The sequence below is a fragment of the Streptomyces sp. NPDC001920 genome, assembly GCF_053594495.1.
This window is the reverse complement of sequence record NZ_JBSFEP010000025.1, coordinates 38416-62139: the sequence shown is the minus strand read 5'-3', so window position 1 is coordinate 62139 and position 23724 is coordinate 38416. Positions and strand designations below refer to the sequence as shown.

Below are 23724 nucleotides of genomic sequence, written 5' to 3'. Positions count from 1 at the left end.
GAACTTTGACTGCGTGCCATCGAGTTTGACCGGTGGAAGGTGCAAGTCTCCCCGGCCGGTCAGGGCGGGGAATCCGAGGGGTTGGCTGATAGGGGAAGCGGGTTGAGGCCAGGGTTGAGGGGTTGCTCCTCAGTAAGCATGAGGACGCTGGAGTGAATGGCAGCACGAAAGTGCGACTTGAAGGCGATCCATCGGTCAGCCTCCACCCGGGCCCGGCTCAGCCCCAGCACCCGGGCGACGGCCGCCTTCAGGTTGTCGTAGCGGACCTCACTCCGCGGAACCCCTCTAATATGCGGTTCTCGATGCCGAGCCACGGGTCGTGCTGATCAGCTCGAATGCTCGTTGTCAGTGACCGCGGGGATACTGGCGTCGTGAAGACGTCTTCCTCCACCACGGCCAGCTCAGCCGACTCTTCCCCCGCCTGGGTCGAGTCGATGGGTGGCCCGCTGATAGCAGTGCCGGTTTCCGCATTGGCCCGGTGGCGTGGTTGCACAGAGTCGGGGATGGTCCTCGGCGTCGGGGACGTTCGGGACGACTATGACCGCGCCTGCGAGGTTGAGACTTTGGCTGGGGTGATTGCCGTCGGCGAGGAGGGCGCTCAAGGACTTGTCTTGGCGGATGAGCCCGCCAGCAGCTGCTATCTGCCGGAACACCAAGCGTTCGTCCGCTGGCTGGGCGCCAACTGCGAGGGCGATCTGATCGCTGCGGCCGGCGGTGCTCGCTGACCCCACCACCGTGTGGGCCGAGTGCGGTGTATGGGAGACGGATGGCCCGGCGGTGCTCATGGACTCCGTGACAGCTGGGGCTGAGCTGGGTGTCGAGTACCCGGCCGGCGGTGGCCTGCCGGAGCAAGCGCCCGTCCCTATTCGGCCCGGCCGCTGGGCAGTCCGCGCCGTCTATGCCTCACCGATCGAGGAGACCTCAGTTGGGGTGATTCATCTTCTGCCGTGGTCGCCGCACTGACCGAGCTGCATTTTCCGTGTGGGGATGTTCAGGAGGCCTCTCCGTCGAGACGGCTGAGCAATCCGTCGAAGATCTGCTCGCGGGCGTCCTGTCACTTGGCTGCCGCGTCGTCTCGCTGACGTTCGAGCTTGGGCCGGAACTCGATGGTGGTAAGGAGAAACGTGCAGGACTCGCAGATCGAGGCGAAGTGGCAAGGGGGCGAGCACAGTAGCCGTTGCCGAGCATCCGGCGGTGCACTGTGGGTTCTCGTCTTGCCAGAGGCGCGTGAAATGGTTACGTGGCAAGCGCATTGGAGTCCGGATCGCCCGCAAAGGCATTGAGTCCAGCGAACGGCTGGGCCGCCGCAGGTCGGTGATCGAAAGGACGATGTCGTGGCTGTCCGGCTACCGCGCAGACTCAGCCCCCGCTACGAGCGGAACCCTCGCAACTACCTGGCCTTTCTCGGTCTGGCCACAGCTATCTGTTGCTACAAACGAGTCGTCCGCCTCACCACGTAGGACACGGTCTTACGAGTTGGTGCGTGATAGCGGGTGAGGCGCTTTGGCCTGCTCGTGGCTTGTTTTCAGGCGGCGGTGCGGTCGGAGACGAGGCTGGCGATGGCTCGGTAGGTGTCGGGCCAGCGGTCGCGGGCGGTGGGTCCAGCGCGATAGTTGTTTCCAGCGTTTGTGGTCGGCGAGGGCATGCTCGACGGTGATGCGGTCGGAGGAGTGCCCGTGGCGGTCGCGTTCCCACTGCTGGACTCTGCCGGGCAGTGCTCCCGGACGCGGTTTTCTTGGCGGTGTGATCGCTTGCCTGCGATGGTCGCGGCTCAGGCCGAGACAGCCGTCGTCCAAGAGGACCTCGACGTCGGGGAAGTGCTGGAAGCAGACGGCGATGCCCTCGTTGCGGGCGGCCGTGGCATCGTGCATACGACCAGGCCGAAGGGTGTCGGTCAATAACGTGCGGCCCCGCCAGTCAGCGATGACGGTTGCCTTCATGATGTTCTGTTTCTTCTTCCCGGAAACGAATGCCCGCCGTCCGCCGCGTCCGGCCGGTGGCCGGCGTACCTGGATCTCGGTGGCGTCCAGCCGCAGCTCGAAGCCCTCGGCCTGGGCGTAGGCGAACACGTCGGCCGTAGTCCGTAATCGCGGGCCGCGGCGGTCGGGGACCGCACACCCCCGCCCGGTCAGGAGGGTACGCACCTCTGCGATCGCACGGGTGATGGTGGAGCGGTCGACGCCGAACAGCAGCCCCAGTACCGAGTGCGGCAGGTCGTGCCGCAGATGGATCAGCGTGGCCACCAGCCGGTCGACGAAGACCAGCTGGTGGCGGGCGCCGGCTCCCGCGGTCCGCTTCCTGGCCCTACCTCGTGCAGCATGGCGGCGACCCTCGACCCCGGCCTGCCACGGCACCTCCAACTCCTCGACCAAGCGGGCGAGATGACGCCGACAAATCCCCGTGAACAGCCGGTGCGCCACACCGCCCGATTGACCATGACCGACACAACCGGATCATGCCACCGGCCAGGCACGACGCTCACCCGCTATCACGCACCAACTCGTTAGAGATCATCTCGTTTGGTGCATCAGAGTGAAGGTGCCCCGGTGCTCTGCGCTTTGAGCGCTGGTGCGACGATGCGCAGATGCGCGAGGTCGATGAGCTGCTCAACGTCGATGAAGCCTGGCCGCTCCTCCTCCAGGAGCTGTCTGGCACCGACGTACCAGTTGAGGTGCTGCCCGGCAACACCGAGGTAGGCCGCGCCTCGCTGTTGCAGCTCCAGGTCACGGCGCGGTCGAATCTGGGCGGGATCGTCTTGAATAGCGGCGGTCTGCTCGTGGACAGCGGCTGGTTGCGGATCTTCGGAAGCCCGGGTGACGCCGGCGCCGAGAGGCTGCCGGGCCTGGCGGAGATCAACGCGATGCCCGAGAGGTTCGATCCGGCCTGGCGGCCGGTTGCGGGGCTCGTGGTGGCGCACGATGTGCTGGGCGGGGTCTTCGCCCTCAACGGGGGCAACCCCCGGGAGGCCGGGCGGCCCGGCGAGCCGGGCGAAATTCTCTACTTCGCCCCGGATTCCCTTGGCTGGGAAGCGCTGGGCGTCGGGCATTCGGCCTGGCTGTCCTGGATTCTCTCCGGAGGGCTTCAGGAGTTCTACGAGGGCCTGCGGTGGGACGGCTGGCGTCCCGAGGTCTCCGTGTTGAACGGCCGGCAGGGATTGTCGTTCTTCCCGCCGTTGTGGTCCGCCGAGGCCCGCCAGGACCTGTCGGCGACCAGCCGTCGTGCGGTGTCCATGGCAGAGCTCCTGGGGCTGAGCCGTGACTCGTGTCGTGGGTTCGACGGCACTGACCCGGGTTTCCTCGGAGCCGCCTGAACCGTCACGCGCCCAGACGCCGGTGGCAGATGAGCGCCGGGGGGGACCTAGTAATATCCCTTTGCCCCGTCGAGGAGCTCCCTCACGATGTCCGCATGCCCCGCGTGCCGTCCGGTCTCCTCGACGAGATGGATGAGCATCCAGCGGAGGTTGGCGTTGCCGGAGCGGTAGTCGGGGTGGCGGCCCACGTCGTCCAGGGAGGCCGCGGCCACGATTTCGTTGCTTCGGGCGCACTGGGCCTCGTACTCCGCGAGCAGCTGCTTCAGCGGGATGCCGTCGGTACGCCAGTTCGCGTCCTCGTCCGTCTCGTCGAAGGACGGGTTCTGCGTCTTGTCGCCGCCCAGGAACAGCACCTCCAGCCAGGTGTGCTCGACCCACCGCATATGGCTGATGAGCCCAGCCATCGTCATCGCCGGCGAGGTCGGGATGACGGAGCGGTGCGCGTCGGCCTCGCTCAGGCCATCGCACTTCCATCTCAGGATCTGCCGTTGCAGATCCAGCCAGCCGATGAGCGCGGTGCGCTCGTCGGCCTGCAAGGGGGGACGCTCAAACGAAGGTGCCATGCCTGCGGAGGTTAGGCGCTCGGTCTCCGGCTGTCGCCTGACTTTTGGCCCAAGATCCGCCGGGCAGACCCTAATCCGCGCGGCCCTTCTCATGACATTGCCGACCGGCCCCGCCAGCACTTCCCCCAGGTCGCGAGCCAATGGGGTAGTCGTAGCGTATGAACCCCTTGAAGCTCGCCACCTTGTCGTACAGTGCGCGGGCGGCGGCGTTGTCCTCCTGAGTGGTCCAGTAGAAGCGGGATGCCCCCTGCTCCCGCGATGCATCGGCCACCTTCTCGATCAGCATCCGCGCCACGCCCCGGCCGCGTGCCGCCTCGTCGACGAAGAGGTCCTGGAGGTAGCAGCTGTCCTCCATCCAGAACGTCGGGTGGAACAGATAGTGCGCGATGCCGACCAGCTTCCCTTGCGACCAGGCGCCGATGCCGTGGAACTCGGTGCCGCCCCGTAGCCGCTGCCACGTCTGCTCGTAGCCCTCGTCCGGCACCGTGGTGCGGTAGAACGTCTTGTAACCGCGCGCCAGCGCCTCCCAGGCGGCGCGATCCTCCTCGCGCAACGAACCGATGATGATCACGACTGCCCATCCTCACTCGCGAGCCTCACCTGATCTACCGATCTGCGGGACACTCTCCCGGAGCCGCCTTGGCGGGCCGTGCCGTCGCCCGTACGCCTGCGTGGCGCCACCAGCAGGCTGAGCACGTCGTACGGACGCGCCGCGACCGGATGGGTCCCGGCACGGACACCGGCGCGCGCACACCACCCAGCGTGCACTCCCAGCGATCCCGCGGCGTTGGCACAGTCGAGGTCCACTTCAGCGTCACCGACATAGGCAGTTGCCTCGGCCGGGACCCCGAGCTGCCGCAGTGCCAGCAACAATCCGTCCGGCGCCGGTTTGGGTCTGCCGACTTCGTCGCCCGCGATGACCACGTCGAATCGCGCGTCGATTCCGGCGGCAGCGAGCATGCTCGAAGCCACTCGTCGGGTGGCCGCCGTGAATATGCCCAGTCGCATGCCCGCATCGGCGACTTCGTCGAGCAGGACCGGTATGCCGGGGAACGGCCGCAGCTCGGCTACGGCCGGATCCAGGAACGCGTGGAAGCGCTCGGCCTCGGCGGGGCCGCAGGTGCGGCCGAGGAAGTGGGCGAGAACCAGCTCTGTGTGGCCGACATGCCAGCCGGCGACCACCTCATCCGGCGAGACCGGCGGGCCGCCGAGCGAGCGAATCGCGTCGGCGTACGCGCGGGACACCGTGGGGACGCTGTCCAGAAGCGTCCCATCCATGTCGAACACGACTGCACGCATGACTCACGATCCTGCCTACGTCGTCGCGTTCGACGCCAGGGCCACTTCCCAAACACTGGCTACATGTAGCGAGCTCGATATCGCGGCAGGCCAGCACGTGGCGGAGAGGCCGGTCAGTATGGATTTGGTCCGGGCCAGACAGAACATCATCTTGAACTCCGCTGCACAGCCGCGACGTTGGCAATAGTGGCTGCCGTTAGGTGGTGTTGACCCCAACGGGCCGCTGAAAGCGGACCTCCCACCGGCACAGGTGCGGTAGAGCAGCCGTGCCACCCTTGGCTCAGGATCAGCAACCAGCCCACGACGCAGGGCTGTCGCAGGTCCCCGCCGAGAACCCAACGCTCCGGGCCCAAGAACCAGACAGCACGGGAGAACCATGGTCACGTCACCGCGTTGACAGCGCAACGCGGATTCGCTCCGCGTCAGGCCGTCCCTCAGTCAGGACCACACTGCCGGTGGTCGAACTGAGGCTGCCGTCTTCACGTTCGATCGCCAAGAAAGGCGTCGAACGGTGGACTGGAACCCCAGCAGCCTCTCCGAGCCCGTCTGCATTGGCCTGCTCGGCCTCCTCGTGAAGCTGCTCGCGTCGGCAGAGGCCGCAACAACCACCCCCGACGCGCTGTTACCAGCCATGAGGCGGGATCTACCTCAGCTTCGCGGCGTGTGCCACTATGGGAGCAACGAAGTGGCCCGCTCCCATCAAAGGGGAGAGTTGGGCCTTCTTTCATTTCGGGGCCTCACCTCTCCCGTCGGCGGGATCCCCTCTTGCCCCCCCCGACCCCCGCAGCCCGGCCGCTCCTCCCCGGCCCCTCGCCCCCGCCTCGCTCTCGCCCCCGTGCCCAGCGGCTTGCTCGAGCCTCTCGCATGTGCGGGTGGCCGAGGTTGAGGGCCCGCCCGCAGGATGTCCAGTCGCGGCACGGCAGGCCCTCCGAGCCGTGGGGGCGCATCTGTGACCATACTGATTGATACGGGGGCTGGGCTGATCTTCGTGGTGTCGTGCACGGTCGGCTACGCCGTCTACCGCCACACACGGAAGACATCGCCGGCCGTGCCTCCGACCGGAGACATCGGCGTGTCCTTCGCTGCCGGATCAGCAACCCTTATAGCGCTGGCCTTCCTGTTCGGCGTTCCCATAGCGCCGAATACGGACCCCGCACCGACGTCCTCAACCACTCCGGCAGCCACGTCGTCTCCTTCCCCCGCAGTGTCCCCGTCCCCTCTGCCCAAAGAGACACCGCCACCGGACGCGCAAGCCACCAAGCCCGGACCGGGGGCAGCCACCGCCGGGTGACAACCGGCTACGTGTCCCCAACACGGTCGAACTGGATAGACCGGCCCCACCTGGCCCATAGGCCAAAAGCCTGGCCCTCCGATCCCAGCGACGAGGGGCCGGCTTCTCAACCGGATCAGGCAAATGCCCGACGGCACCACTGCGATCTGTCACATACAGCTACAGCGCGCCGTCTGCGACGGCTTGCCCCCTGCGCCCCGCATCCCAGATCAGGCCTCTCGGCAACAGCCGTCTGCCCGAGAAGATGTCGTACACCGTTATCCGCTCACCTTCCAGCCTCGCGGGTGAGGCACGCTGCAGCCTGGTCGGTGGGGCGGTATCTCGAAAGGCGGGCGCCCCAGTGCGGATGCGACCGGGCTCAGAAGCTGTTGTCTTTTCGATCTTGAGTGGTGTCCGTCGAACGGGAGTCTCGATGTCCCGTCGGTGGGCTAGGCTGTGCGGCTATGAATACCGGGACGGCCTTGCGCCACACACGGATCGGTGACCCGGGGCTCTTCTGAGCGCCGTACGGGCCGGTTCGGGCCCGGTGTTTGATCGAGGCTCTTGCGCTGCTGCGCGGGCTCCGCCTCCGTCGTGTTGATCACAGGCTCTGCACATCAACCACGACAGGAGTAGTCATGCCCACCAAGACGCTGCGGATTCCCACCACGGACGGCCAGGCCGACGCCTTCGCCGCCTTCCCCGACCACGGCGAGCGCCACCCAGGGGTGCTGATGTACGCGGACGGCTTCGGCATCCGGCCCGTGCTGCGGGAGATGGCCCGCGAACTGGCCGGGCACGGCTACTACGTGCTCGTCCCCAACTCCTTCTACCGCCACGGCCCGGCACCGCTGGTCGAGCTTACCGAGCACATCGGAGAGGAGGTCCGGCCCGCGGTTTTCGCCCAGCTGATGCCCCTGATCGAGGCGCACACCGCCGAACGTGTCGTGCGCGACGCCGACGCCTACCTCAGGTTCCTCACCACCCAGCCCGAGGTCGGCGCCGGACCGGTCGCGGTGACCGGCTACTGCATAGGCGGCCTCTACGCGATGCGCACCGCCGCGGCCCATCCCGACCAGGTGGCGGCCGTCGCCGCGTTCCACGGCCCTGTGGGCGCCGACGGGCCCGACCTCTTCTCCAAGCTCACCGCCCAGGTCCACCTCGGCCACGCCGAAGGCGACATGACACCTGAGGCCCTCGGCGAGCTCAACCAGGCGTTGGATGCGGCAGGTGTCGGCTACACCTCCGAGATCTACCCCGGCACCATTCACGGCTTCACCATGTCCGACACCGACGCTTATAGCGCCTCCGGGCTGAAGCGCCACTGGGATCGCCTGCTCCCCCTTCTGGACCGCACCCTGTCCAACAGCTGAGGGTCCAGCCCGGAAACCAAGCCTGAACGGCAGCGACCAGCAGACGGCATGGCGGGCCACACCGATGTCTCCATGGCCGTGGCCCGCCTCTATCGCGAACGAGACTTCCGTAAAAGCCAGGGAAGCCCATTCCTTGAGGCTGCGCGTCGCCTACGCGCGGCTCGACCAGCTGTTCATCCACACCGGCTACGAGTTCGAAACGGTGGTCGACTGCGTCGCTGAGGCCATCCAAGAAACAACGCGGCGACGCGACCTGCCCACTGCGCCCTTGGGTCGCCGTCTCACAGCCCGCTACGGGACCGTCACGGGCCCGGAGGAGGCCGATGCTGCCTGGAGCATCCTGCACGGCCTCTACGTGCTCCTCGGTAAGGACTACCCCACCCTCTTGCGTGTCCTTGTGGAGGCCTGTACCTCTGGCGCGCACACCACCAGGCACCTGCGCTTGTGTGACGCGCCAAGGACCGGAAGGCGCGGGACGGGCCGCACTCACCTAGGCTGAGAAGGACCTCGCTGCCGCCCGGCAGAGCGGTCAGCCAGCGCTGTGGGTAGAGCACGGAGCCCGACGGGATGGTGCCGTGGAGCAGGGCCACGCCGACGCTGCCGGTGCCCGCCGGAATGCTCGGCAGGGCGATCCGTCACACCACCTCCCGGCGGGCCGGGCGGGCTGCGACGGGGGCGGGCGCGCTCATCAGCTGCTCACCGCGACTGCCACGGCCGCGGTGGAGCGGTCGGTAATGCGCGCAGCGAGCCCCTTCACCTTCCGGCTGACCTTCTCGCCCTGCCTCTCATGCTCCGCAGCACCAGCGGCCATGGCCGCTGGTGCCCAGGTAGTGACCCCAGAGAGGTCGAGGCAAAGTCACCGCTTGCTCGGCCGGGGCGGGTCTTCGAAGCCGGCCTAGATTCCGGTGTCGACGGCGGCTTGTCCGGAGACCAGGTCGTACAGGGTGACAGCCCAAGATCTACTTGCGATACACGGCCTGGACGTTGCTTCCTTCTCCGACTACCGCACGTCGGCTCGGCGCACGGACCAACGGACGGTCCTGGCACGCCAGTTGTACACAGTCCTTCGTCGAGCAATTTGTGACGCGGAGTGCGAGCCACCGCCATGGTCTGCCCTGTCCCACCTCGATCACCGATCTATACGCCACCGTATAGAGCAGTGCTAGGCTGCGTTCTATACGATGCCGTATAGATAGAGGAAGCAGTCATGCCCCTCCTGCGCGCCACGAGCACTTCCCGCCCGAACAAGTCCAGGCTTACGCGCGCGGCCGGCTGGATCGCCGTGGCCTTCGGCGTGATTCACATGGTCGTGTCGCCGCTGGACAACCGAGACGTCTGGTCGGACATCTTCGACCAGGGACCGTGGCAGACCATTTCGCTCGACGTCACCCCCGAGAATCTGGCCTACTCCGAGGCCTTCTGGGTCGCGCCGGGCAGCTTCGGGGTGCCGGTGCTTCTGTTCGGCGCCTTCGTGCTGAGCGCGGCGAAGCGGGGCGAGCGGGTGCCCGTCCCGTTCGGCTGGGCCATGACCGCCTGGGGTGTGGTTCTGGTTGCCCTGCTTCCCGCCTCGCCGGCATGGGCCTTGCTGCTGGTCGGGGTGCTTCTCGTACTGGCTGCCCGTGGACCCGGCGCAAGGGACGCCCGCGACCACTGAAAGAAGCCCACCCAGCGGGAGGCGCTGAGCTCTTTGAGTCTCGTCGCTCCGGAGTCAGGACGGCCACGCCGAACGACCCCCGAGATCACCGTCGCCGGCATCTCGCGGATTGCCGCCAGCAGTTCACGGATCTGCGGCTCGACCGCATCAACCGTCACATCCGGCAACGGCAGTCGGCGGCAGCACGAGGGCACAGCCGGTGCCGGCTGCTATGCCCGGCGCTCCGCAGATCCACCTGTTCGACGACCGCTCAGGCGGCGGCACTGGAAACCGCGGCCGCGACTTCGGCCCGGACGACGAACAGCGCTCGTGGCGTGAGGAGTCGGAAGACACGGAGGACCCCAGAGGGAACCGCGATGGCCGAATGCCGTCTGTTCACCGTTGGGTGAACGCGAATACGGTGTGCGACCTTCGCATTCTGGGGGTCTCATGAACGGTCTCCGCGCGGTCATTGTCTGCCTCGTCCTGGCGTGTGCCACGGTCGTGTCGCCGGCGGCGGCAGCGAAGTCGAGCTGGTCGGCGCTTCCGGTGCCGGCGGCGGCCCCGCCGGTGACCGTGTCCGATCTCGCCGCCCGCGGGCCTGGCGAGGCGTGGGCCACCGGGTACGAGCAGGCGGCGGATGGGCTGCGGCCGATGTTGTACCGGTGGGACGGCACGGCGTGGAGCCGGGACACCACGTTCCCCGGTGCCGGTGAGCTGGGCTGGCTTGGTGAGGTGCAGTTCGTCGGCGAGGAAGTGTGGATCTTCCACAACCGTGCGGGGATGGGGGAAATCCTGCGCCGGTCGGCCGGAGGATGGAAGACCGTCCCCCTGCCGCAGACCCTGTGGACCTATCAGGACTTCACCGCCGTACCGGGTGGCGCGTGGGTGGTCGGTGAAGACGACACCGGGCTGAAGGTGTTGCACTACGACGGTTCCGGCTGGACCACACAGTCCACCCCGGACGGGGTGCTGTACCTGATGGGGATCACCGCGCGTACTGCGACCGACGCATGGACGTGGGCGGACACCGGTTCCGGGACCACCGTCCTGCGCTGGAACGGCACGGCGTGGCGGGACGCGAGCGTGCCGCTGCCACCGAACAGCAACGTGCACACCATCCTGCTCGAACCGTCCGGCCTGGTGACGATCGGCGGCAGTCAGTCCACCGACGGCGCCACCCGCACGTACCTGATGACCTTCAACGGGCACGTCTGGCGCACCACCTACCCACCGCTCGGCGACACCTACACCGAGGCCATGGTGCGCGGCCCGGACGGCGCGCTGTGGCTGCCGGTGCGCAGCGACCGCGCGTTCCAGTCGAAGTACGCACGGGTGGACGGCCCGCGCGCCACCTTCTCCTACGGCCCGGAACGCAAGGACGCGATCGACGTCAAAGCACGTGCACTGGCGAGAGCCGGGCTTTCCTTGTTGTCCTTCGGAACCGTCGAGATCTACGGCTCGAAACCGAACTTGCTGAGCGAGCGGCTGGGAGGCTGACCATGGCACGAAGACTTCTCGTCACGGTCCTCGCCGTCGCCATGACCATCATGACGATCATGAGCTCGGCCGCGGCGGAGAACCAGTCCTGGCGCCACGTCCCGGTCCCGGCACAGGTACGTCCACAGGCCGGGCTGAACGAGGCCGTGGCGTTCGGGCCGGACCGGGCGTGGGCGGTGGGTGCCGACGCCGTCGGTCGGGAGGCTCCGGGCTTCCCGCTGGTGCTGCGCTGGGACCAGGACGCCTGGCAGCGCCAGAGTCTGCCCGGGATCGGCTGGCAGGGAGAGTTGCTGTCCATCGCCGGGACCTCGCCGAGCGCGGTCTGGGCGGCGGGCCGCGACTCGGCGGGCGGCTCCCGTCTGCTGCGCTTCGACGGCAGCGCCTGGTCCGAGAGCCGGCCGCCGCGCGGCGTGGTACTGACCAAAGTCGTCGCCGGGGGCGGTGAGACCTGGCTGATCGGTTCGCGGAACGGCGCACCGGTGTTGCTGCGCTGGGACGGGCGTGGCTGGCGGGACGTTCCGGTGCCGTCGGGAAATGTGTACGGCCTGCACATCCTGGCGGCCGACGACGTCTGGGCCGCGGGCGAAACCAACGCGGGTGCGGCCGTTTCGCACTGGAACGGGCAGGCGTGGCAGCAGACGATCGTGGACGGGTTCCCGCGGTCGGCCGTGGGCAGTGTGCTGGCGGTCTCGCCGACGGAGGTGTGGGCGGGTGGCACGGCCGGGTTCGTCGGCGGCCCGCCGGGCCGGCCGATTCCGCCCCTGCTGGTGCGCTGGGACGGGCAGGCGTGGAGCCGGGTGACTGTACCCACCGACTTCGGCGGGATCACCTCACTGGCGCCCAACACGTCAGGCGCGCTGGGCTGGGTCTCGGTGGCTCGCTCGCAGAAGTCGGGCCCTCCGGGCAGCACTCCGCCGCTGGTTCCCGGGCCGGATTTCCTGGCCTGGAACGGACAGTCCTTCTCCGAGTACGGCGAACCGGCGGTGGCCGGGGAGGGTGACTCCAGGACGCTGCGGCTGGCGCCGGTGCCGGGTACGGCGACGGTCTGGTCGGTCGGCCGCGCCCAAGGCCCCGAGAACACCTTCGCCCCCGCATCCTGCGCTTCGGCTGAGGTGACGCGCGGGGCTCCGTCCCGAGTACGTGAGTGACTGCCCGTGCGGGCAAGCCCACGGCCGTCGGGCCTCGCCGGAGCCTGGAGGATCCCTCGGTATTGACTCGGTCACCCTGGATCGAGAGCAGAACAGCGGCAGCTGAGACTCCTTCTGTTGCGGGCCGTCCGCCGCGTCCGGGATGGTGCAGCGGATGTCTGCGACGGAATGCCCGTAGGAACCCGTTCCCCATGCCGCCGATCAGCTGCCCGCCAGACAATACCGAGGTCGGAGGGGCTTCCTGCCCGTCGGCACCAGCGTGGAAGGCCTCCGCTCGGGCAGCCTGCTCAAGACTTGGACAGCACGAACGATGTCTGCACCTTGCCAAAGCGCGGTGCTGTCGCCTCCGCCAGAAACGTGCCAAAGCCTGCGTACTCTTCCGGAGCCGTTCCACACTGCGGAGTACTTGGCTTGCGATTCCATCTCACGGTGTACGTGACGTCGCCGTGGGCAGGCGCCAGGAAGAGCCGACTGCCAGAGCCTTCGGGGCAGTCGGCAGAGGACCAGTAGACGTCGGCGCTATTGGCCGGCGAGAGGGTCAGCACCGTCTTCTCAGGTCCGAGATCGACCTTGCAGTCGCTGCCGGTGATGTTCTTCGCGGTCACCAGCAGGGTGGGGATGTCATCGGGTCGGTATGCGTTGCGAAGGCTGCGCACGGTCAAATGCGCAGCGCTGGGAGTGCAGTCGGGCAGCGCGGAGATGCTGGACGCGCTGGTATCCGCCGATCCTGCACTGTCCTTGTCCTTCTTGCTCTTCGTGCTGGAAGACCGCGCCCCGGAGGAGCTGGGCGTGAGCGAGGTCTCCGATCCGGGCTCGTTCGACTTCGTGTCGCCACCCTTGCCATTGCCGTGGTACGTGGCCGCGGCCCAGGCCGCGACGCCGAGCAGGCCGAGCAGGGTCAGCGCCGCGAACGCACGTCGCCCCAGCCGGAAAGCGTGCTGCGGATACGCCGGTCGGGGAGTGCCGGCCTCGACACCCATCCCGGCGCTCTCATACGCCGCCGTGTCGGCGTCCCCTTCCGCTGCGGAGGGCCCAGGCATCACGGCGGAGGGCCCACGGACACGCCCCGGCCGCCCGCCCGGAGACGGCAGGAAGAGAAAACCGTCGGACGGGATGTCGCTCACGACCCGCAGGAACTGCGGCTGCCCGCTCTTGCGATACCCCCGGTGCAACTCGGTCATCCGGTTCTGTACGGCGTCCTGGAATCGACCGAGTGGGAGCGTGGCGCCACCGGGATGCGCGGCGATGACGTCGGACACCGACCGGGAGAAGATGCTGAACGAATCGCCGACCCGAGCCCCGGCGACTGGACTGAGGGGGAAGTCGTGCGGGCGTACGAACAGCGCGTACTGCCCCGGCGAGCAGGCGTACACGTACGCCACCTTGCGGCGCAGCGCGGCGCTGATCTTCTGCCGGCTCCACTGCTTGACGCTTGTGACGCCCATCGAGTCCTGCTCGATGCCCTCCCGGCAGGCGTCGATCAGGAAGACGACGTGCTCGGCAGGCGTCTCGTCGAGGTGCTCACGCCAGTCGATCGCCACGCACCCCGCCTCGAAGGGATGTGTGTCCTCGTCGATGTCCTCAGGTACGAGGTAGTCGCGCCCCTTGGCATGCACGCCATGCCCGCTCAGCAGGATGAACAGCGTGTCGCCCGGGTGAGCTCGCCTGAGGAAGCCGGCTACCCGGGCGTTCACGTAGTTCGCCGAGACCTGCTTGCCCCCTTCGCGCCCGGCCAGGACCTGCACGTCGTCGAATCCACGGTCTTCGAGCACCGATCCGAGCCGAGCGAGGTCGGCCGGGATGAAGGGGAGGGGAGGGACACCGCGCATCTCGTAGTCGCTGGCCCCGATGAGGAGGGCTCTGTGACGCGCCATCGCACCGGTCACTGCTTGAAGACGAGTGTGATGCCGTGGCCGCGCTGCGTCTGGGCAGAACCGATGAACTGCACACCGCCGCTCGCCGTCACCTGGAACGACAGGTGTGCCTCCCGTAGGGGCAGCGGTCCGCCTCGGGCGGCGGCCTCGGTGAACACCTGCTGCAAGGCGTCCACGGCCTCGGCGAGGTTCTTACGCAGGGGCCCCAGAGGGACGCTCCTCAGCCGCGCTTCACCGTCCCCACCGCCGAACAGGCCCATGGAGTCGCCGTCGTCGTGGAGTCCGTCTTGATCGTCGTACGAAACCCAGAAGGGCAGGGCCGTTACTCCGGACGCATCGGCAGCTGAGCTCACGAATCCCCCTTGGACGGTGACAGCAAGTCCACTGTACGGAGACGGAGGGTGATTCATGGTCAGGAGCGTCGATCCGATGCCGGTCGATCGTTGGCGGCCATCAGTTTCATACCCACCAGCGATGAACGGGTCGTCACTGATCATCGAGGGACGCCTGCCGGGCGAGGAATTCCTCGAACGCCGCCTTCTGCTTCAGATCCATGAAGCCTTGGCGGACATGGCGAGCCTGCTCCTGGAGCCAGTGCGCCTCGTCGGGATCCAGTAGTTCGGCGACCACAACGCCTTTGCGAGCAACCGCCGTGCGCCCTCCTACGCGACGACGAAAGAGCGTGAACGCGCCAAACTCCACTGGGTGGGCCAGATCCGGCTCCTGCGCCACGGCCCGGTTCTCGTCCTCGGGGCCACTCGTCGGGTAACCGGCGGGGGCCCAATGCTCCCACAGCGCCAGCGTGGCCGCAGGAACCAACACCGCGCGTTCCGCCTCTTCACGCCCCTCCCACATGAACGTGACAGTGACGGGCTCGCCGACCGTCTCGGCCAACCCGAGCACCCTCTCCACCTCATCGTTGATCGGATGACCCACCACCACATCGATCTCAATGCCCATGCGGCTGAGGCTACTTGCCGCTTCTGACAGGCCGGCCCAAAACTCCTGCGCCTCCTCGAGCACGGCGCATCGGGGGGAGGGTACGAAACCTGTGATAAGACCGTGTCCTACGTGGTGAGGCGGACGTTGACCCGGTATGGGGCGGGGAACGTGGAGTTGGACCGTGCCGGAGGGACTGTGGGAGATCGCGAAGCCGCTGATCCCACCGTCGCGGGTGCGGCCGCAGGGCGGCGGAACGTCGGATACGCCTGATGAGACGCTGTTCGCGGCTTTATCTACGTCCTGGTGAGCGGTTGCGCCTGGCGGGCGTTACCCCTGCTTCGGGATATCGAAGTCGACCGCTCATCGCCGGTTCCTGATCTGGTCCAGGGCTGGCGTCTGGGGCCGCCTGCACGAGGCAGTCTTGCACCGGTTGGACGACGCCGGCCTCATCGACGTCACCCGTGTCGTCCTCGACACCGCCCATGTCCGCGCTAAAAAGGGGGCGACACACAGGTCCGAGCCCCGTGGACCGGGGCAAGCCGGGTTCCAGGATGCACATCCTGTCGGACGCGAACGGACTGCCCCTCCTCGTCGGCGTCTCCGCTGGCAACGTCCACGACAGCGAAGGGCTGAAGCACATGGTCGAGGGCCACCAGAAGCAACACGACCCTCACCGCGGCCGGTACTTCAAACTGCAGCGGCTCCACGCGGACAAGGCGTACGTCGGCCCCCACCTGCGAAGATGGCTATGAGGGAAGCACATCGGCGTGCGCATCGCCCGCATAGGAGTCGAGTCCAGTGAACGATTAGGGCGCCGCCGCTGGGTCATCGAACGCACCATGTCATGGCTGTCCGGCTACCGGCGCCTCAGCCCACGCTACGAACGAAATCCCCGCAATCACCTGGCATTTCTCGGAGTTGCCGCAGCCCTGTGCTGCTACAAGCGGCTCGTCCGCCTCACCACGTAGGACACGGTCTGAGGCGCGTACCGATGCGTGGTCAATCTGCGGGATTATCCCTCTCGGTAGGGCCTGTATCGTAGAACTTCTTGCGGGACGCGCGTGCAACTGGCGGACGAGGAGCGAGAGTTCATCGAGCCGTACCTGCCGATCGGCGACTACGGCCTGTACCCCGAGCGGCTGCGGCAGCAGTTCGAGGGTGTGATCTGGCGGTTCAAGACGGGCGGGCAGTGGCGGGAGATGCCGACGGAATTCGGTGCCTGGTCAACCGTTCACAACCGCTTCCGGCAGTGGCGGGGGAGGCGCGACGGCAGTGGGTGCGGGACGCCCGTGTCTTCAAAGCCCTGCTGGAGGGACTGATCGCGGAAGCTGCGCAGCGGGGTGAGGTGGACCTGTCCCTGGTCAGCATCGACTCCACCACTGCGCGCGCTCACCACGGCGCTGCAGGCAACCACCTGGGCCAGGACGTCGTCACAGTCCTGGAGAAAGCTGCAGCCGCCGAAGAGAAGGCCAGGTCAAAGGGGGCGGTCGCGAAGGACATGCGGGCAGGACTCCGAGACCGATCCCGCGCGTGAAGAACGAAGACGCATCCGGCGTCGACGGAAATTCCGACTGAAGGTCGCCCTCCTCGGGCGCTCCAGGGGCGGGGAGACAGCTGCGACATCCGGTAGCACGATACTGACGCACACCGCATGTGCGGCCCGGGGCCGGCACACCGGAGAACGGAGACACGCAGTGACTTCCGGCGGGATCACATGGATAGCCGACGAGGACATTTCCTGGCTCGGCTACTACATCAAGCTGGCCCGGGGCCTGACCGGCGAACAACTCGCCGCTCGCCTCGCTCCAGGCGGCCCCGCGCCGGTCGAGGCCACCACCGGGCCGCAGGCCGAAGATCTCATCGACAGGCTCGACGCCGAGCGCGGCGACACCGACAGCATCGCCGTCCGCTACGGCGACCACGTCGGCCTGGGCTTCGCCATCGCTTACGGCCACTGGCCATCCGTCCTCGGGCCCGCCTACCACGACGGGACATCCCGAGACGGGGTCCACGTCTTCGAGCTCTACTACGAGAAGCAGAACCCGAAGGTCCCGCCACCGGCATTCGCCTACTTCCACGACGACCACTACGTGTGCGGCTTCGACATGTACATGCACACCTGGTCGCAGGAGATCACCGGCCCCGGCGCCGACCTCATCCGCGCTGACATCAACACGGCCGGCATCCCGGAGGAACGGAACAGGGACACGGCGCACCGTGCCTCTCTCGCCGTGCTGGAGCGGCGCTTCGAACTGGCGCTGCCGCGTGAACTGATCCTCGACGCGTCGCTTACCACCGCGCTCGTGAGAGGGCAGTCGCGATGAGCTCAGCTGACCAGGGCGAAATCCTCCAGAACGATCCCGAAGACCCCATGCGCATGGCCATGCGGCAGACGATGGGGGTCTTCTCCGAGCTGGAGCAACCATCGAGCGTGGCCGCTCTGGGCTTGGTGATGGTGAAGTATCCCGGCGCGTCGGGTCCCTGCTGGCTAGGCACCGCTGCTGGGAAGACGCGTCAGCCCCAGGTCCTCGGCCAGCAGAACCGTGGACAGGCGATCGCGCGTCCCTAGCTTGCGGTAGAGCCTGTCCAGGTGCGCGTGGACGGTACGCACGGAGATGCCCAGGCGGCGCGCGATGGCCGCGGCGGTCAGCCCCTCGGCCAGCACGTTGAGCACGGTGAGCTCACGAGGGGTGATTCCAAGCTCTCTGGCCTTCTGTTCCGGGTCGGTCGCCTCGCCATCGCCCTCGTCGGCCTGCCGCAGTCGGCGCATCTCCCGCACGTGGATGTCGGCGCTTCGCAGCAGGGGCTGAAGCCGTGCCGCGAGAGCAGTCTCGCGACGGGTGAAGTCCTTGCCCGGGCGCCCCATTATGAAGCCGCGGATCACTTCTCCGGTCGTGGGCAGCGGCAGCGCCATCTGTCGCGTGGTCCCGTAGATTTCGTAGGCCTCGTGGTAGCAGTCCGACCTCAACCAGTCCGCACGATCGCAGACTTCGTCCACGGTGGCGGGGCGCCGTTGGCCGCTCGCGGTGTAGCGAAAGAGCGGATGCTCTTGCTGCATGCGCCGCCCGACAAGTTCTGCGAGCGGGGTGCGCCCCACCCACTCGGGTGCCCAACCTTCCGAGTGACCGGTTCGCTGCCGCCAGCGCAAGTCCACGAAGATGGTCGTTGTCGCGTGAAGCACCTCAAGTATCTCTTGGCCGATCAGATGCCACATTGATTCAGGGGCCCGGCTCTCCAGGACCGCTACCGCCATGTCCAGCATGCGCTCGTAGTCACGCTGCGATAAGTCAGCCATACCCGCTAGCGTCCCGCAAGTAATTGATCCTTTCTAGGTAATTCTCTCTATATCTCTCATGCCATCGGGGCGGGCAGCATGTATTCACACGGAAGCATTCACACATCCGTCCGAGCACCCGCCCAACTGAAACCTCACCTCACGGAGGTCCGTCATGCCTCAAAGGGAAACAGGACAGCGCACCTCACCGCTCGGAGGAGATCCGGCAGTTGAGCCCGACACGTTGAGGGACGGAACGATCCTCACCTCGTCCACGGACGGCGTCCCCTATCTCTTCCAAGGCGGTCGGCGGAAGCGAATCCTCAGCCCCGCCGGCGTCCTGGCGGCCGGAGTCGACCTCCACTCGAGCGCGGCACAGCAGTTGACACTGTCCGAGGAGCAGCTTCGGCGGATTCCGTCCGCTGGCCTGCTCGCGCCCGCGGGAACCCGCCATTTCGACTCGGGGCTGATGCACCTCGGGGCGAACCACTGGATGCGTACCTGGGGGGTCCTGGAACTCGGTACCGGCCAGATAGCCGCCCAGACCCGCACGGCCACCTTCACCTGGTTCGGTGGCTATCACGGCGCCACGTACGTCATCTTCAGTGATGCGCACGACGCTCCCGTCTTCCAGTCCGGTTTCCACCGCTACGGCGTGGACGGGACGGTGATCGGCACATCGGACCGGACGGACGCCTGGTGGGAGAGCATGCCGCCGGCCGACACCGCCCGGATCACGCGCCATGCCATCTTCTTGACGTGGGCGCCCGATTCGTTCGAAAAGATCCTCGGCCGCTGGGCCGAGTCCGGCGAGAAGGTGGCGTCCCTGGTTTCCAGTGTGGCTGCCGTGGCGGCGGTCTTCGCGGGTTGAACACATCACATGGGTTGAAAAGCCGAGAACACCACACACTTCGAGGAGTAGGAACATGCCCGAATACCGGATTCAGGTAGTCACGGGGAAGGTCGACAGTGCCGGAACCGACGCGAACGTCTATCTGACGATCTACGGAAGCGCCGGCAGCAGCGAGGAAATCCACCTCGAAAGCGGCCGGGACGACTTCGAACGAGCCAGCGTATCCAATTTCATCCATACGCTGCGGGACCTGGGCGACCTGCAGAAAGTCCGGATCCGTCACGACAACACCGGGCGGTGGCCAGGCTGGTTCCTGGAGCGGATCGTCATCCGCAATGAGGAAGCCGACAAGGAATGGTCGTTCCCCTGCTCGTTGTGGCTCTCAACCGACGAGCACGACGAACAGATCGACCGGATCCTCGACCTCGCCTGACCCGATCCGCCCGCGGGGTTATCGGCAGCATCATCGGAGTGCACGCCAGCGCTGCGCGGACCTGAGGGGCCGGGGCAGTCTCTCTCCGCGCAGCTGCCCCAACAGCCAGTACTCGCAGCGAGTGTCTCGGCGTAGAGAGGCATGCATGCTGCGGCCGGTGTCTGTCTGTCGCATCTCAACAGTCAGCCCGAGCTTGGAGCCGGACAGGCTCTTGCCGAATCAGACACATCGAGGGAGAGCGAGTCAACGATGCACCATCCCATATGGCGCAGGGCTTCCGGACTGATCGTCGCAGTGTTCTCGGCTTGCGGCCTGACGGTCGGCTCCGCAGCCGCTGACGTCCATACACCCAGCCGTACGCAGACACTCCAGCCCCTGGTGACCAGCTACCAACTAGTGCTGAAGTCCGGCGGTCGATGCCTGGAATCCCCGCTGCAGAGCGATCCCACCGACGCAGTGTTCCAGTGGCCCTGTCACGCAGGCTCTCATCAACAGTGGTACTTGCAGTACGCGAGCGACGGTTACTACCTGATCCGCAGTCTGTACGACGGCAACTGCCTTGACGTTGCCGGCGGCACGGCGAACGGAGCGCCGGTGATTGCCTGGTCCGGAGGCTGCCACGGCGCCACCAACCAGCAGTGGCGACTGGCGTACCGCGGCAACGGCTACTACGAAGTCGTTGCCCGGCACAGCGCCAAGTGCCTGGACATGCCTCCGGGCGGCAGCGGCACCTACGCCCACCAGTGGCAGTGCCACGGCGGAGACAACCAGCAGTGGCAACTCCGTTGACCCAGCCACAGCGGTTCCGCGCCGGCCCCTGAAGTCCCGGTGCCATCATCGGGACTGTAAGACGTTCGGTGTAACTCCCGATCACGGAAGATGCATCGATGACCAGTGAGAACGCGTCCGGGTATGAGGCTGTTGAGTCGACAGCGGCTGTGTCGGCGAAGGCCGTGGACGACCAACTGATCGACGAACTGGTGACGCGGGCCCAGGCCGAGGGCCTGCAGCTGACCGGCCAAGGCAGGCTGCTCCAGCAGCTGACCAAGCGGCTGCTGGAGTCTGCACTGGAGGGCGAGATTACCGACCACGTCGGCTATGACAAGCACGATCCCGCAGGCAAGGACGGCGGCAACTCCCGCAACGGCAAACGCTCCAAGACCGTGCTGACCGACGTCGGCCCGGTGGGGATAACCGTGCCCCGCGACCGGGACGGCTCCTTCGAACCGAAGATCGTAAAGAAGCGGCAGACACGCCTGACCGGCGTCGACGAAATGGTCATCTCGCTGGCCGCGAAGGGCTTGACCACCGGCGAGGTCCAGGCCCACCTGGCGGAAGCCTATGGCGCCGAGGTCTCCCGGCAGACCATCTTCACCATCACCGACAAGGTCCCGGAGGGCATGGCCGAACGGCAGAGCCGTCCTCTCGGCGCCGTCTGTCCGGTGGTCTTCATCGACGCCATCCACGTAAAGATCCGCGACGGCGCGGTCGCCAACCGGCCCGTCTACGCGGCCCTGGCCGTCACCACCAAGGGCTGGCGGGAGATCCTGGGCCTGTGGGCGGGTGACGGCGGTGAGGGCGCCAAGCACTGGCTGCACATCCTCACCGAGATCAAGAACCGCGGCGTCGTGACGTGCTGATGCTGGTCTGCGACGGGCTCAAGGGCCTGCCCGAGGCAGTGGAGACCGTCTGGCCGAAGACGATCGTTCAGACCTGCGTGGTCCACCTGCTGCGGAACTCCTTCCGCTATGCCGCCCGCCAGGACTGGGACAAGATCGCCAAGCTCCTCAAACCCGTCTACACCGCCCCCACCGAAGGAGCCGCCCTGGAGCTGTTCGCCGAGTTCGTCGACGCCTGGGGCAGGAAGTATCCGGCCATCGTCAAACTGTGGGAGAACGCCTGGGAGGAGTTCACCCCCGTTACTGCGGTTCGACACCGAGGTCCGCCGCATCGTCTGCACGCTGAATGCGATCGAGCCTGGTCGACGCCCGCATCCGGCGAGCTGTGAAGGCCGCGGACACTTTCCGAACGAGCAGGCTGCCCTGAAGGGCGTCGACATGGCGATCATGTCACTCGATCCCACCGGGAAGGGGCAGGCCCGCTGGACCATGCGCTGGAAGACCGCGCTGAACGCCTTCGACATCACCTTCGACGGCCGCCTATCGGCGGCCCGTCAGTAAACCCCAACTACCGCAGTTACACCACTCGTTCGACAGTCCCGCGCAGCCGGCTGTATGGAAACGTGGACCCGCACTCTGTGCGAGCAGACGGCAAGGGCTCGGGAGCGGGTGGATGCGAGCGGTGAGGAGCCTTGGGCAGTGCACGGCGGATCACGCTCCGAAAGCCCACCTCGCCCGCTCGTGCTTCGCCGGACGCGGCTTAGCGGACAGCCAGAGTTGGGCTGTCCGCTGCCCAGGATCTTCCGGGGGTGCCTCTATGTCTTTCGTCAAGCGAGGCGCGGGGTTCTGGCTTCGTCCCGGCAGTAGCGGGTGGCGCGGTCCCCTTGCCCGGTGGCGAGGGATCAGGCACCACCGGCTTCGCGGGCTGCGCGGCGGAAGGAGCCCGGCGGTACGCCGTGCTCACGCTTGAAGGCGTGGGCGAAGGCGTATTCGGAGGCGTAGCCGACCTGTCGGGCGACTGAGGCGATGGGCGCGTCGGTCTCACGCAGCAGACGGGAGGCCGTGCTCAGACGCCACCAGGTGAGGTAGGCGATGGGTGATCGGCCGACGTAGGCCGTGAAGCGTTCCGCGAAGGTGGTGCGCGAGAGCCCGACGCTCTCCGCCAGATCGCGCACGGTCCAGGCGCGGGCCGGATCGCGGTGCAGGCGGTCCAGCGCGGCGCCTACGGCCGGGTCCTTGAGAGCGGCACACCAACCACCGGCCTCCTGCGGGCACTGGGCCTCCAGCCACACCCGTAGTGCGTACACCAGCAGGAGGTCGAGGAGGGCCGGCAACGTGGCCTGCGCCCCGGGACGGTCCTCAAGGGTGTCGGTGCCCAACAGGCCGAGCACCGCGCTGAGTTCCCCGTGCTCCCGACCCAGCTCTGCCGGGATGTGGACGACATCGGGAAGGCCGCGCAGAAAGGGGTGCACGGCTCCGCGTCGGAGCCGGTAGGCGCCACACAGCAGGAGCGTGTCGTCGAAGGACCGGCCTGGGTGCGCGAGGGTGGGGTGGGTGACCCTGCCGACAAGCGTGTCCGTCTGCGCAGGGGCCGGGGGCAGGGCCTCCAAGGGGCGGTCCGGCGTATCGCTCATGCCGTGGACGCTGCCGTGCGCCAGCAAGACCACGTCCCCGGCGGACATGCGGGCGGGACGCCCGGATGGAGGTATCAGCCAGCACGCTCCGCTCAGCACCACGTGGAAGCCGGCTCCCGGGTACGGACCGTATCTGCTGCCCCATCGGCCGCTGTAGCGGGAGCGGGTGAGCTTGGCGTGACCGGCCTTCATCGTCGCGATCACATCACTTAACACGTCCATGCCCAACGGTATCCCGCTTCCGGACTGCCGGACGATCACGCAAGAAACGCGGCGCCGCACGCATGGGAGCACCCGTGCGCCGCTCCGTACGGTCGTTGTCACGGCCCAGCGGCCGACCCGCCGGCAGTCAACGCCATCCCGAGCTCACACCGGCGAACCGGGCCTGCGGTCCCGCAGGCGCACGGGCACGAACTGCTCTGCTCGCCACGAAGCAATCCGCACACCAACAAGGAGCGAACCATGAAGGCTTTCGGCAAGAAGCTGACGATGACGGCGGCAGCACTGGGAACGGCCGCGGGACTCGTCACCGCGGTGGCACCGAGCGCCCAGGCGGCCGGCAGCTACAACATCCGTATCGACGTACGGGAGACGGCGTTCGTCTCCGACTACTGCCTCCTCACCGACACGAGCGGCAACAGCCGGGCCCACTGCAGCGGGAACAAGGGCGCCTACAGCTCCTTCCGTCTGGGAGTGGTGCACAGCCCCGGTGACCGGGCCTGGATCGACGTCAACATCGTGGGCGGCGCGGATCGCAAGGGCATAGACCTGCACGGCAAGCACTACCTCCGGGTCTCCGGCAACCTCGCCGGCGTGCAGGTGTGCGGGTGGAGCAGCCTTGACTCATACCGCAGCGGCCAGGCCGGAGCCTCCCTTCACGGCGGCGGCTTCTGCGCGGGCGGCTGAGCCCGCGGCCTCAGCGGGTGACCGGGTTCGATTTCTCCTCGACCGTAGAAGTCGAACGAGTCGCCAACCCTCGGACGCTCCGCGTCACGTCGT

Annotated in this window: 21 protein-coding genes and 4 pseudogenes; 16 read left to right on the top strand and 9 right to left on the bottom strand. The window is 67.3% G+C overall.

What is annotated here, in order from left to right:
- Positions 1 to 335: 335 nt before the first annotated feature.
- The 3 genes and pseudogenes from ACWCPI_RS33505 to ACWCPI_RS33495 form a co-directional block, all read left to right on the top strand.
- Positions 336 to 725 carry an Imm21 family immunity protein gene (locus ACWCPI_RS33505; RefSeq protein ID WP_451041714.1) on the top strand — a complete coding sequence of 130 codons (390 nt, stop codon included), beginning with the start codon at positions 336 to 338 and terminating at the stop codon, positions 723 to 725.
- On the top strand, positions 715 to 963 hold the full coding sequence (locus ACWCPI_RS33500; protein WP_451041713.1) for an Imm21 family immunity protein: 249 nt from the start codon (positions 715 to 717) through the stop codon (positions 961 to 963). The genes ACWCPI_RS33505 and ACWCPI_RS33500 overlap by 11 nt, the downstream gene beginning before the upstream one ends.
- Before the next feature lie 267 nt (positions 964 to 1230).
- Positions 1231 to 1460, top strand: a pseudogene (locus ACWCPI_RS33495) (transposase); the annotation flags it as partial.
- A gap of 9 nt (positions 1461 to 1469) precedes the next feature.
- Here the strand turns inward: ACWCPI_RS33495 and ACWCPI_RS33490 are convergent.
- Positions 1470 to 2354 carry a transposase family protein gene (locus ACWCPI_RS33490; protein ID WP_451041712.1) on the bottom strand — a complete coding sequence of 295 codons (885 nt, stop codon included), beginning with the start codon at positions 2352 to 2354 and terminating at the stop codon, positions 1470 to 1472.
- A gap of 230 nt (positions 2355 to 2584) precedes the next feature.
- On the opposite strand from ACWCPI_RS33490, the gene ACWCPI_RS33485 reads away from it, so the two are divergent.
- Positions 2585 to 3310, top strand: a complete 726-nt coding sequence (locus ACWCPI_RS33485; RefSeq protein ID WP_451041711.1) for a DUF2625 family protein — start codon at positions 2585 to 2587, stop codon at positions 3308 to 3310.
- A 47-nt stretch (positions 3311 to 3357) separates the two neighbouring features.
- Here ACWCPI_RS33485 and ACWCPI_RS33480 read toward each other — a convergent pair whose 3' ends face one another.
- The 3 genes from ACWCPI_RS33480 to ACWCPI_RS33470 form a co-directional block, all read right to left on the bottom strand.
- Entirely contained in the window at positions 3358 to 3873 is a 516-nt protein-coding gene (locus ACWCPI_RS33480; protein WP_451041710.1) for a DinB family protein, read from the bottom strand.
- Between the two features lie 70 nt (positions 3874 to 3943).
- Positions 3944 to 4444: an N-acetyltransferase family protein gene (locus tag ACWCPI_RS33475; protein ID WP_451041709.1), complete on the bottom strand. Its 501-nt coding sequence runs from the start codon at positions 4442 to 4444 to the stop codon at positions 3944 to 3946.
- Positions 4441 to 5172: an HAD family hydrolase gene (locus tag ACWCPI_RS33470; RefSeq protein ID WP_451041708.1), complete on the bottom strand. Its 732-nt coding sequence runs from the start codon at positions 5170 to 5172 to the stop codon at positions 4441 to 4443. The genes ACWCPI_RS33475 and ACWCPI_RS33470 overlap by 4 nt, the downstream gene beginning before the upstream one ends.
- Before the next feature lie 1908 nt (positions 5173 to 7080).
- On the opposite strand from ACWCPI_RS33470, the gene ACWCPI_RS33465 reads away from it, so the two are divergent.
- The 4 genes from ACWCPI_RS33465 (at position 7081) to ACWCPI_RS33450 (ending at position 12096) form a co-directional block, all read left to right on the top strand.
- Positions 7081 to 7815, top strand: a complete 735-nt coding sequence (locus ACWCPI_RS33465; RefSeq protein ID WP_451041707.1) for a dienelactone hydrolase family protein — start codon at positions 7081 to 7083, stop codon at positions 7813 to 7815.
- A 1207-nt stretch (positions 7816 to 9022) separates the two neighbouring features.
- Positions 9023 to 9469 carry a DUF6463 family protein gene (locus ACWCPI_RS33460; protein ID WP_451041706.1) on the top strand — a complete coding sequence of 149 codons (447 nt, stop codon included), beginning with the start codon at positions 9023 to 9025 and terminating at the stop codon, positions 9467 to 9469.
- A 429-nt stretch (positions 9470 to 9898) separates the two neighbouring features.
- Positions 9899 to 10948, top strand: a complete 1050-nt coding sequence (locus tag ACWCPI_RS33455) for a hypothetical protein (RefSeq protein ID WP_451041705.1) — start codon at positions 9899 to 9901, stop codon at positions 10946 to 10948.
- A 2-nt stretch (positions 10949 to 10950) separates the two neighbouring features.
- Positions 10951 to 12096 (top strand): hypothetical protein, encoded by a 1146-nt coding sequence (locus ACWCPI_RS33450; RefSeq protein WP_451041704.1) that lies wholly within the window; start codon positions 10951 to 10953, stop codon positions 12094 to 12096.
- Positions 12097 to 12383: 287 nt separating this feature from the next.
- Here ACWCPI_RS33450 and ACWCPI_RS33445 read toward each other — a convergent pair whose 3' ends face one another.
- The 3 genes from ACWCPI_RS33445 to ACWCPI_RS33435 form a co-directional block, all read right to left on the bottom strand.
- Positions 12384 to 13982 carry a caspase family protein gene (locus ACWCPI_RS33445; protein WP_451041703.1) on the bottom strand — a complete coding sequence of 533 codons (1599 nt, stop codon included), beginning with the start codon at positions 13980 to 13982 and terminating at the stop codon, positions 12384 to 12386.
- Positions 13979 to 14323, bottom strand: a complete 345-nt coding sequence (locus ACWCPI_RS33440; protein ID WP_451041702.1) for a Pepco domain-containing protein — start codon at positions 14321 to 14323, stop codon at positions 13979 to 13981. Before ACWCPI_RS33440 ends, ACWCPI_RS33445 begins: the two co-directional genes overlap by 4 nt.
- Positions 14324 to 14456: 133 nt before the next feature.
- A complete protein-coding gene (locus tag ACWCPI_RS33435) occupies positions 14457 to 14930 on the bottom strand; it encodes a hypothetical protein (protein WP_451041701.1) in 474 nt (157 codons plus the stop codon).
- Between the two features lie 136 nt (positions 14931 to 15066).
- Between ACWCPI_RS33435 and ACWCPI_RS33430 the strand changes: the two are divergent.
- The 3 genes and pseudogenes from ACWCPI_RS33430 to ACWCPI_RS33420 all read left to right on the top strand — a co-directional run bounded on the left by ACWCPI_RS33430 (position 15067) and on the right by ACWCPI_RS33420 (position 17236).
- Positions 15067 to 15880, top strand: a pseudogene (locus tag ACWCPI_RS33430) (IS5 family transposase).
- A 63-nt stretch (positions 15881 to 15943) separates the two neighbouring features.
- Positions 15944 to 16528 (top strand): annotated as a pseudogene (locus tag ACWCPI_RS33425) (transposase); the annotation flags it as partial.
- A gap of 78 nt (positions 16529 to 16606) precedes the next feature.
- The gene (locus ACWCPI_RS33420; protein WP_451041769.1) at positions 16607 to 17236 is read left to right on the top strand and encodes a hypothetical protein; all 630 of its coding nucleotides are present in this window, start codon (positions 16607 to 16609) and stop codon (positions 17234 to 17236) included.
- Positions 17237 to 17400: 164 nt separating this feature from the next.
- Here the strand turns inward: ACWCPI_RS33420 and ACWCPI_RS33415 are convergent, their stop codons facing one another.
- Positions 17401 to 18207 carry a response regulator transcription factor gene (locus ACWCPI_RS33415; RefSeq protein ID WP_451041700.1) on the bottom strand — a complete coding sequence of 269 codons (807 nt, stop codon included), beginning with the start codon at positions 18205 to 18207 and terminating at the stop codon, positions 17401 to 17403.
- A 223-nt stretch (positions 18208 to 18430) separates the two neighbouring features.
- Here ACWCPI_RS33415 and ACWCPI_RS33410 point away from each other — a divergent pair, with 223 nt between their 5' ends.
- The 4 genes and pseudogenes from ACWCPI_RS33410 (at position 18431) to ACWCPI_RS33395 (ending at position 21652) form a co-directional block, all read left to right on the top strand.
- Positions 18431 to 19057, top strand: coding sequence for a hypothetical protein (locus ACWCPI_RS33410; RefSeq protein WP_451041699.1), 627 nt, complete (start codon positions 18431 to 18433; stop codon positions 19055 to 19057).
- Positions 19058 to 19112: 55 nt separating this feature from the next.
- Entirely contained in the window at positions 19113 to 19472 is a 360-nt protein-coding gene (locus tag ACWCPI_RS33405) for a PLAT/LH2 domain-containing protein (RefSeq protein ID WP_451041698.1), read from the top strand.
- A 141-nt stretch (positions 19473 to 19613) separates the two neighbouring features.
- Positions 19614 to 20261 carry an RICIN domain-containing protein gene (locus ACWCPI_RS33400; protein ID WP_451041697.1) on the top strand — a complete coding sequence of 216 codons (648 nt, stop codon included), beginning with the start codon at positions 19614 to 19616 and terminating at the stop codon, positions 20259 to 20261.
- A 98-nt stretch (positions 20262 to 20359) separates the two neighbouring features.
- A pseudogene (locus ACWCPI_RS33395) lies at positions 20360 to 21652 on the top strand (IS256 family transposase).
- 341 nt (positions 21653 to 21993) lie between these two features.
- On the opposite strand, the gene ACWCPI_RS33390 reads toward ACWCPI_RS33395, so the two are convergent.
- Positions 21994 to 22947, bottom strand: a complete 954-nt coding sequence (locus ACWCPI_RS33390) for an AraC family transcriptional regulator (RefSeq protein ID WP_451041696.1) — start codon at positions 22945 to 22947, stop codon at positions 21994 to 21996.
- Between the two features lie 240 nt (positions 22948 to 23187).
- Here ACWCPI_RS33390 and ACWCPI_RS33385 point away from each other — a divergent pair, with 240 nt between their 5' ends.
- On the top strand, positions 23188 to 23631 hold the full coding sequence (locus ACWCPI_RS33385; protein ID WP_451041695.1) for a hypothetical protein: 444 nt from the start codon (positions 23188 to 23190) through the stop codon (positions 23629 to 23631).
- The last annotated feature ends 93 nt before the right edge of the window (positions 23632 to 23724 follow it).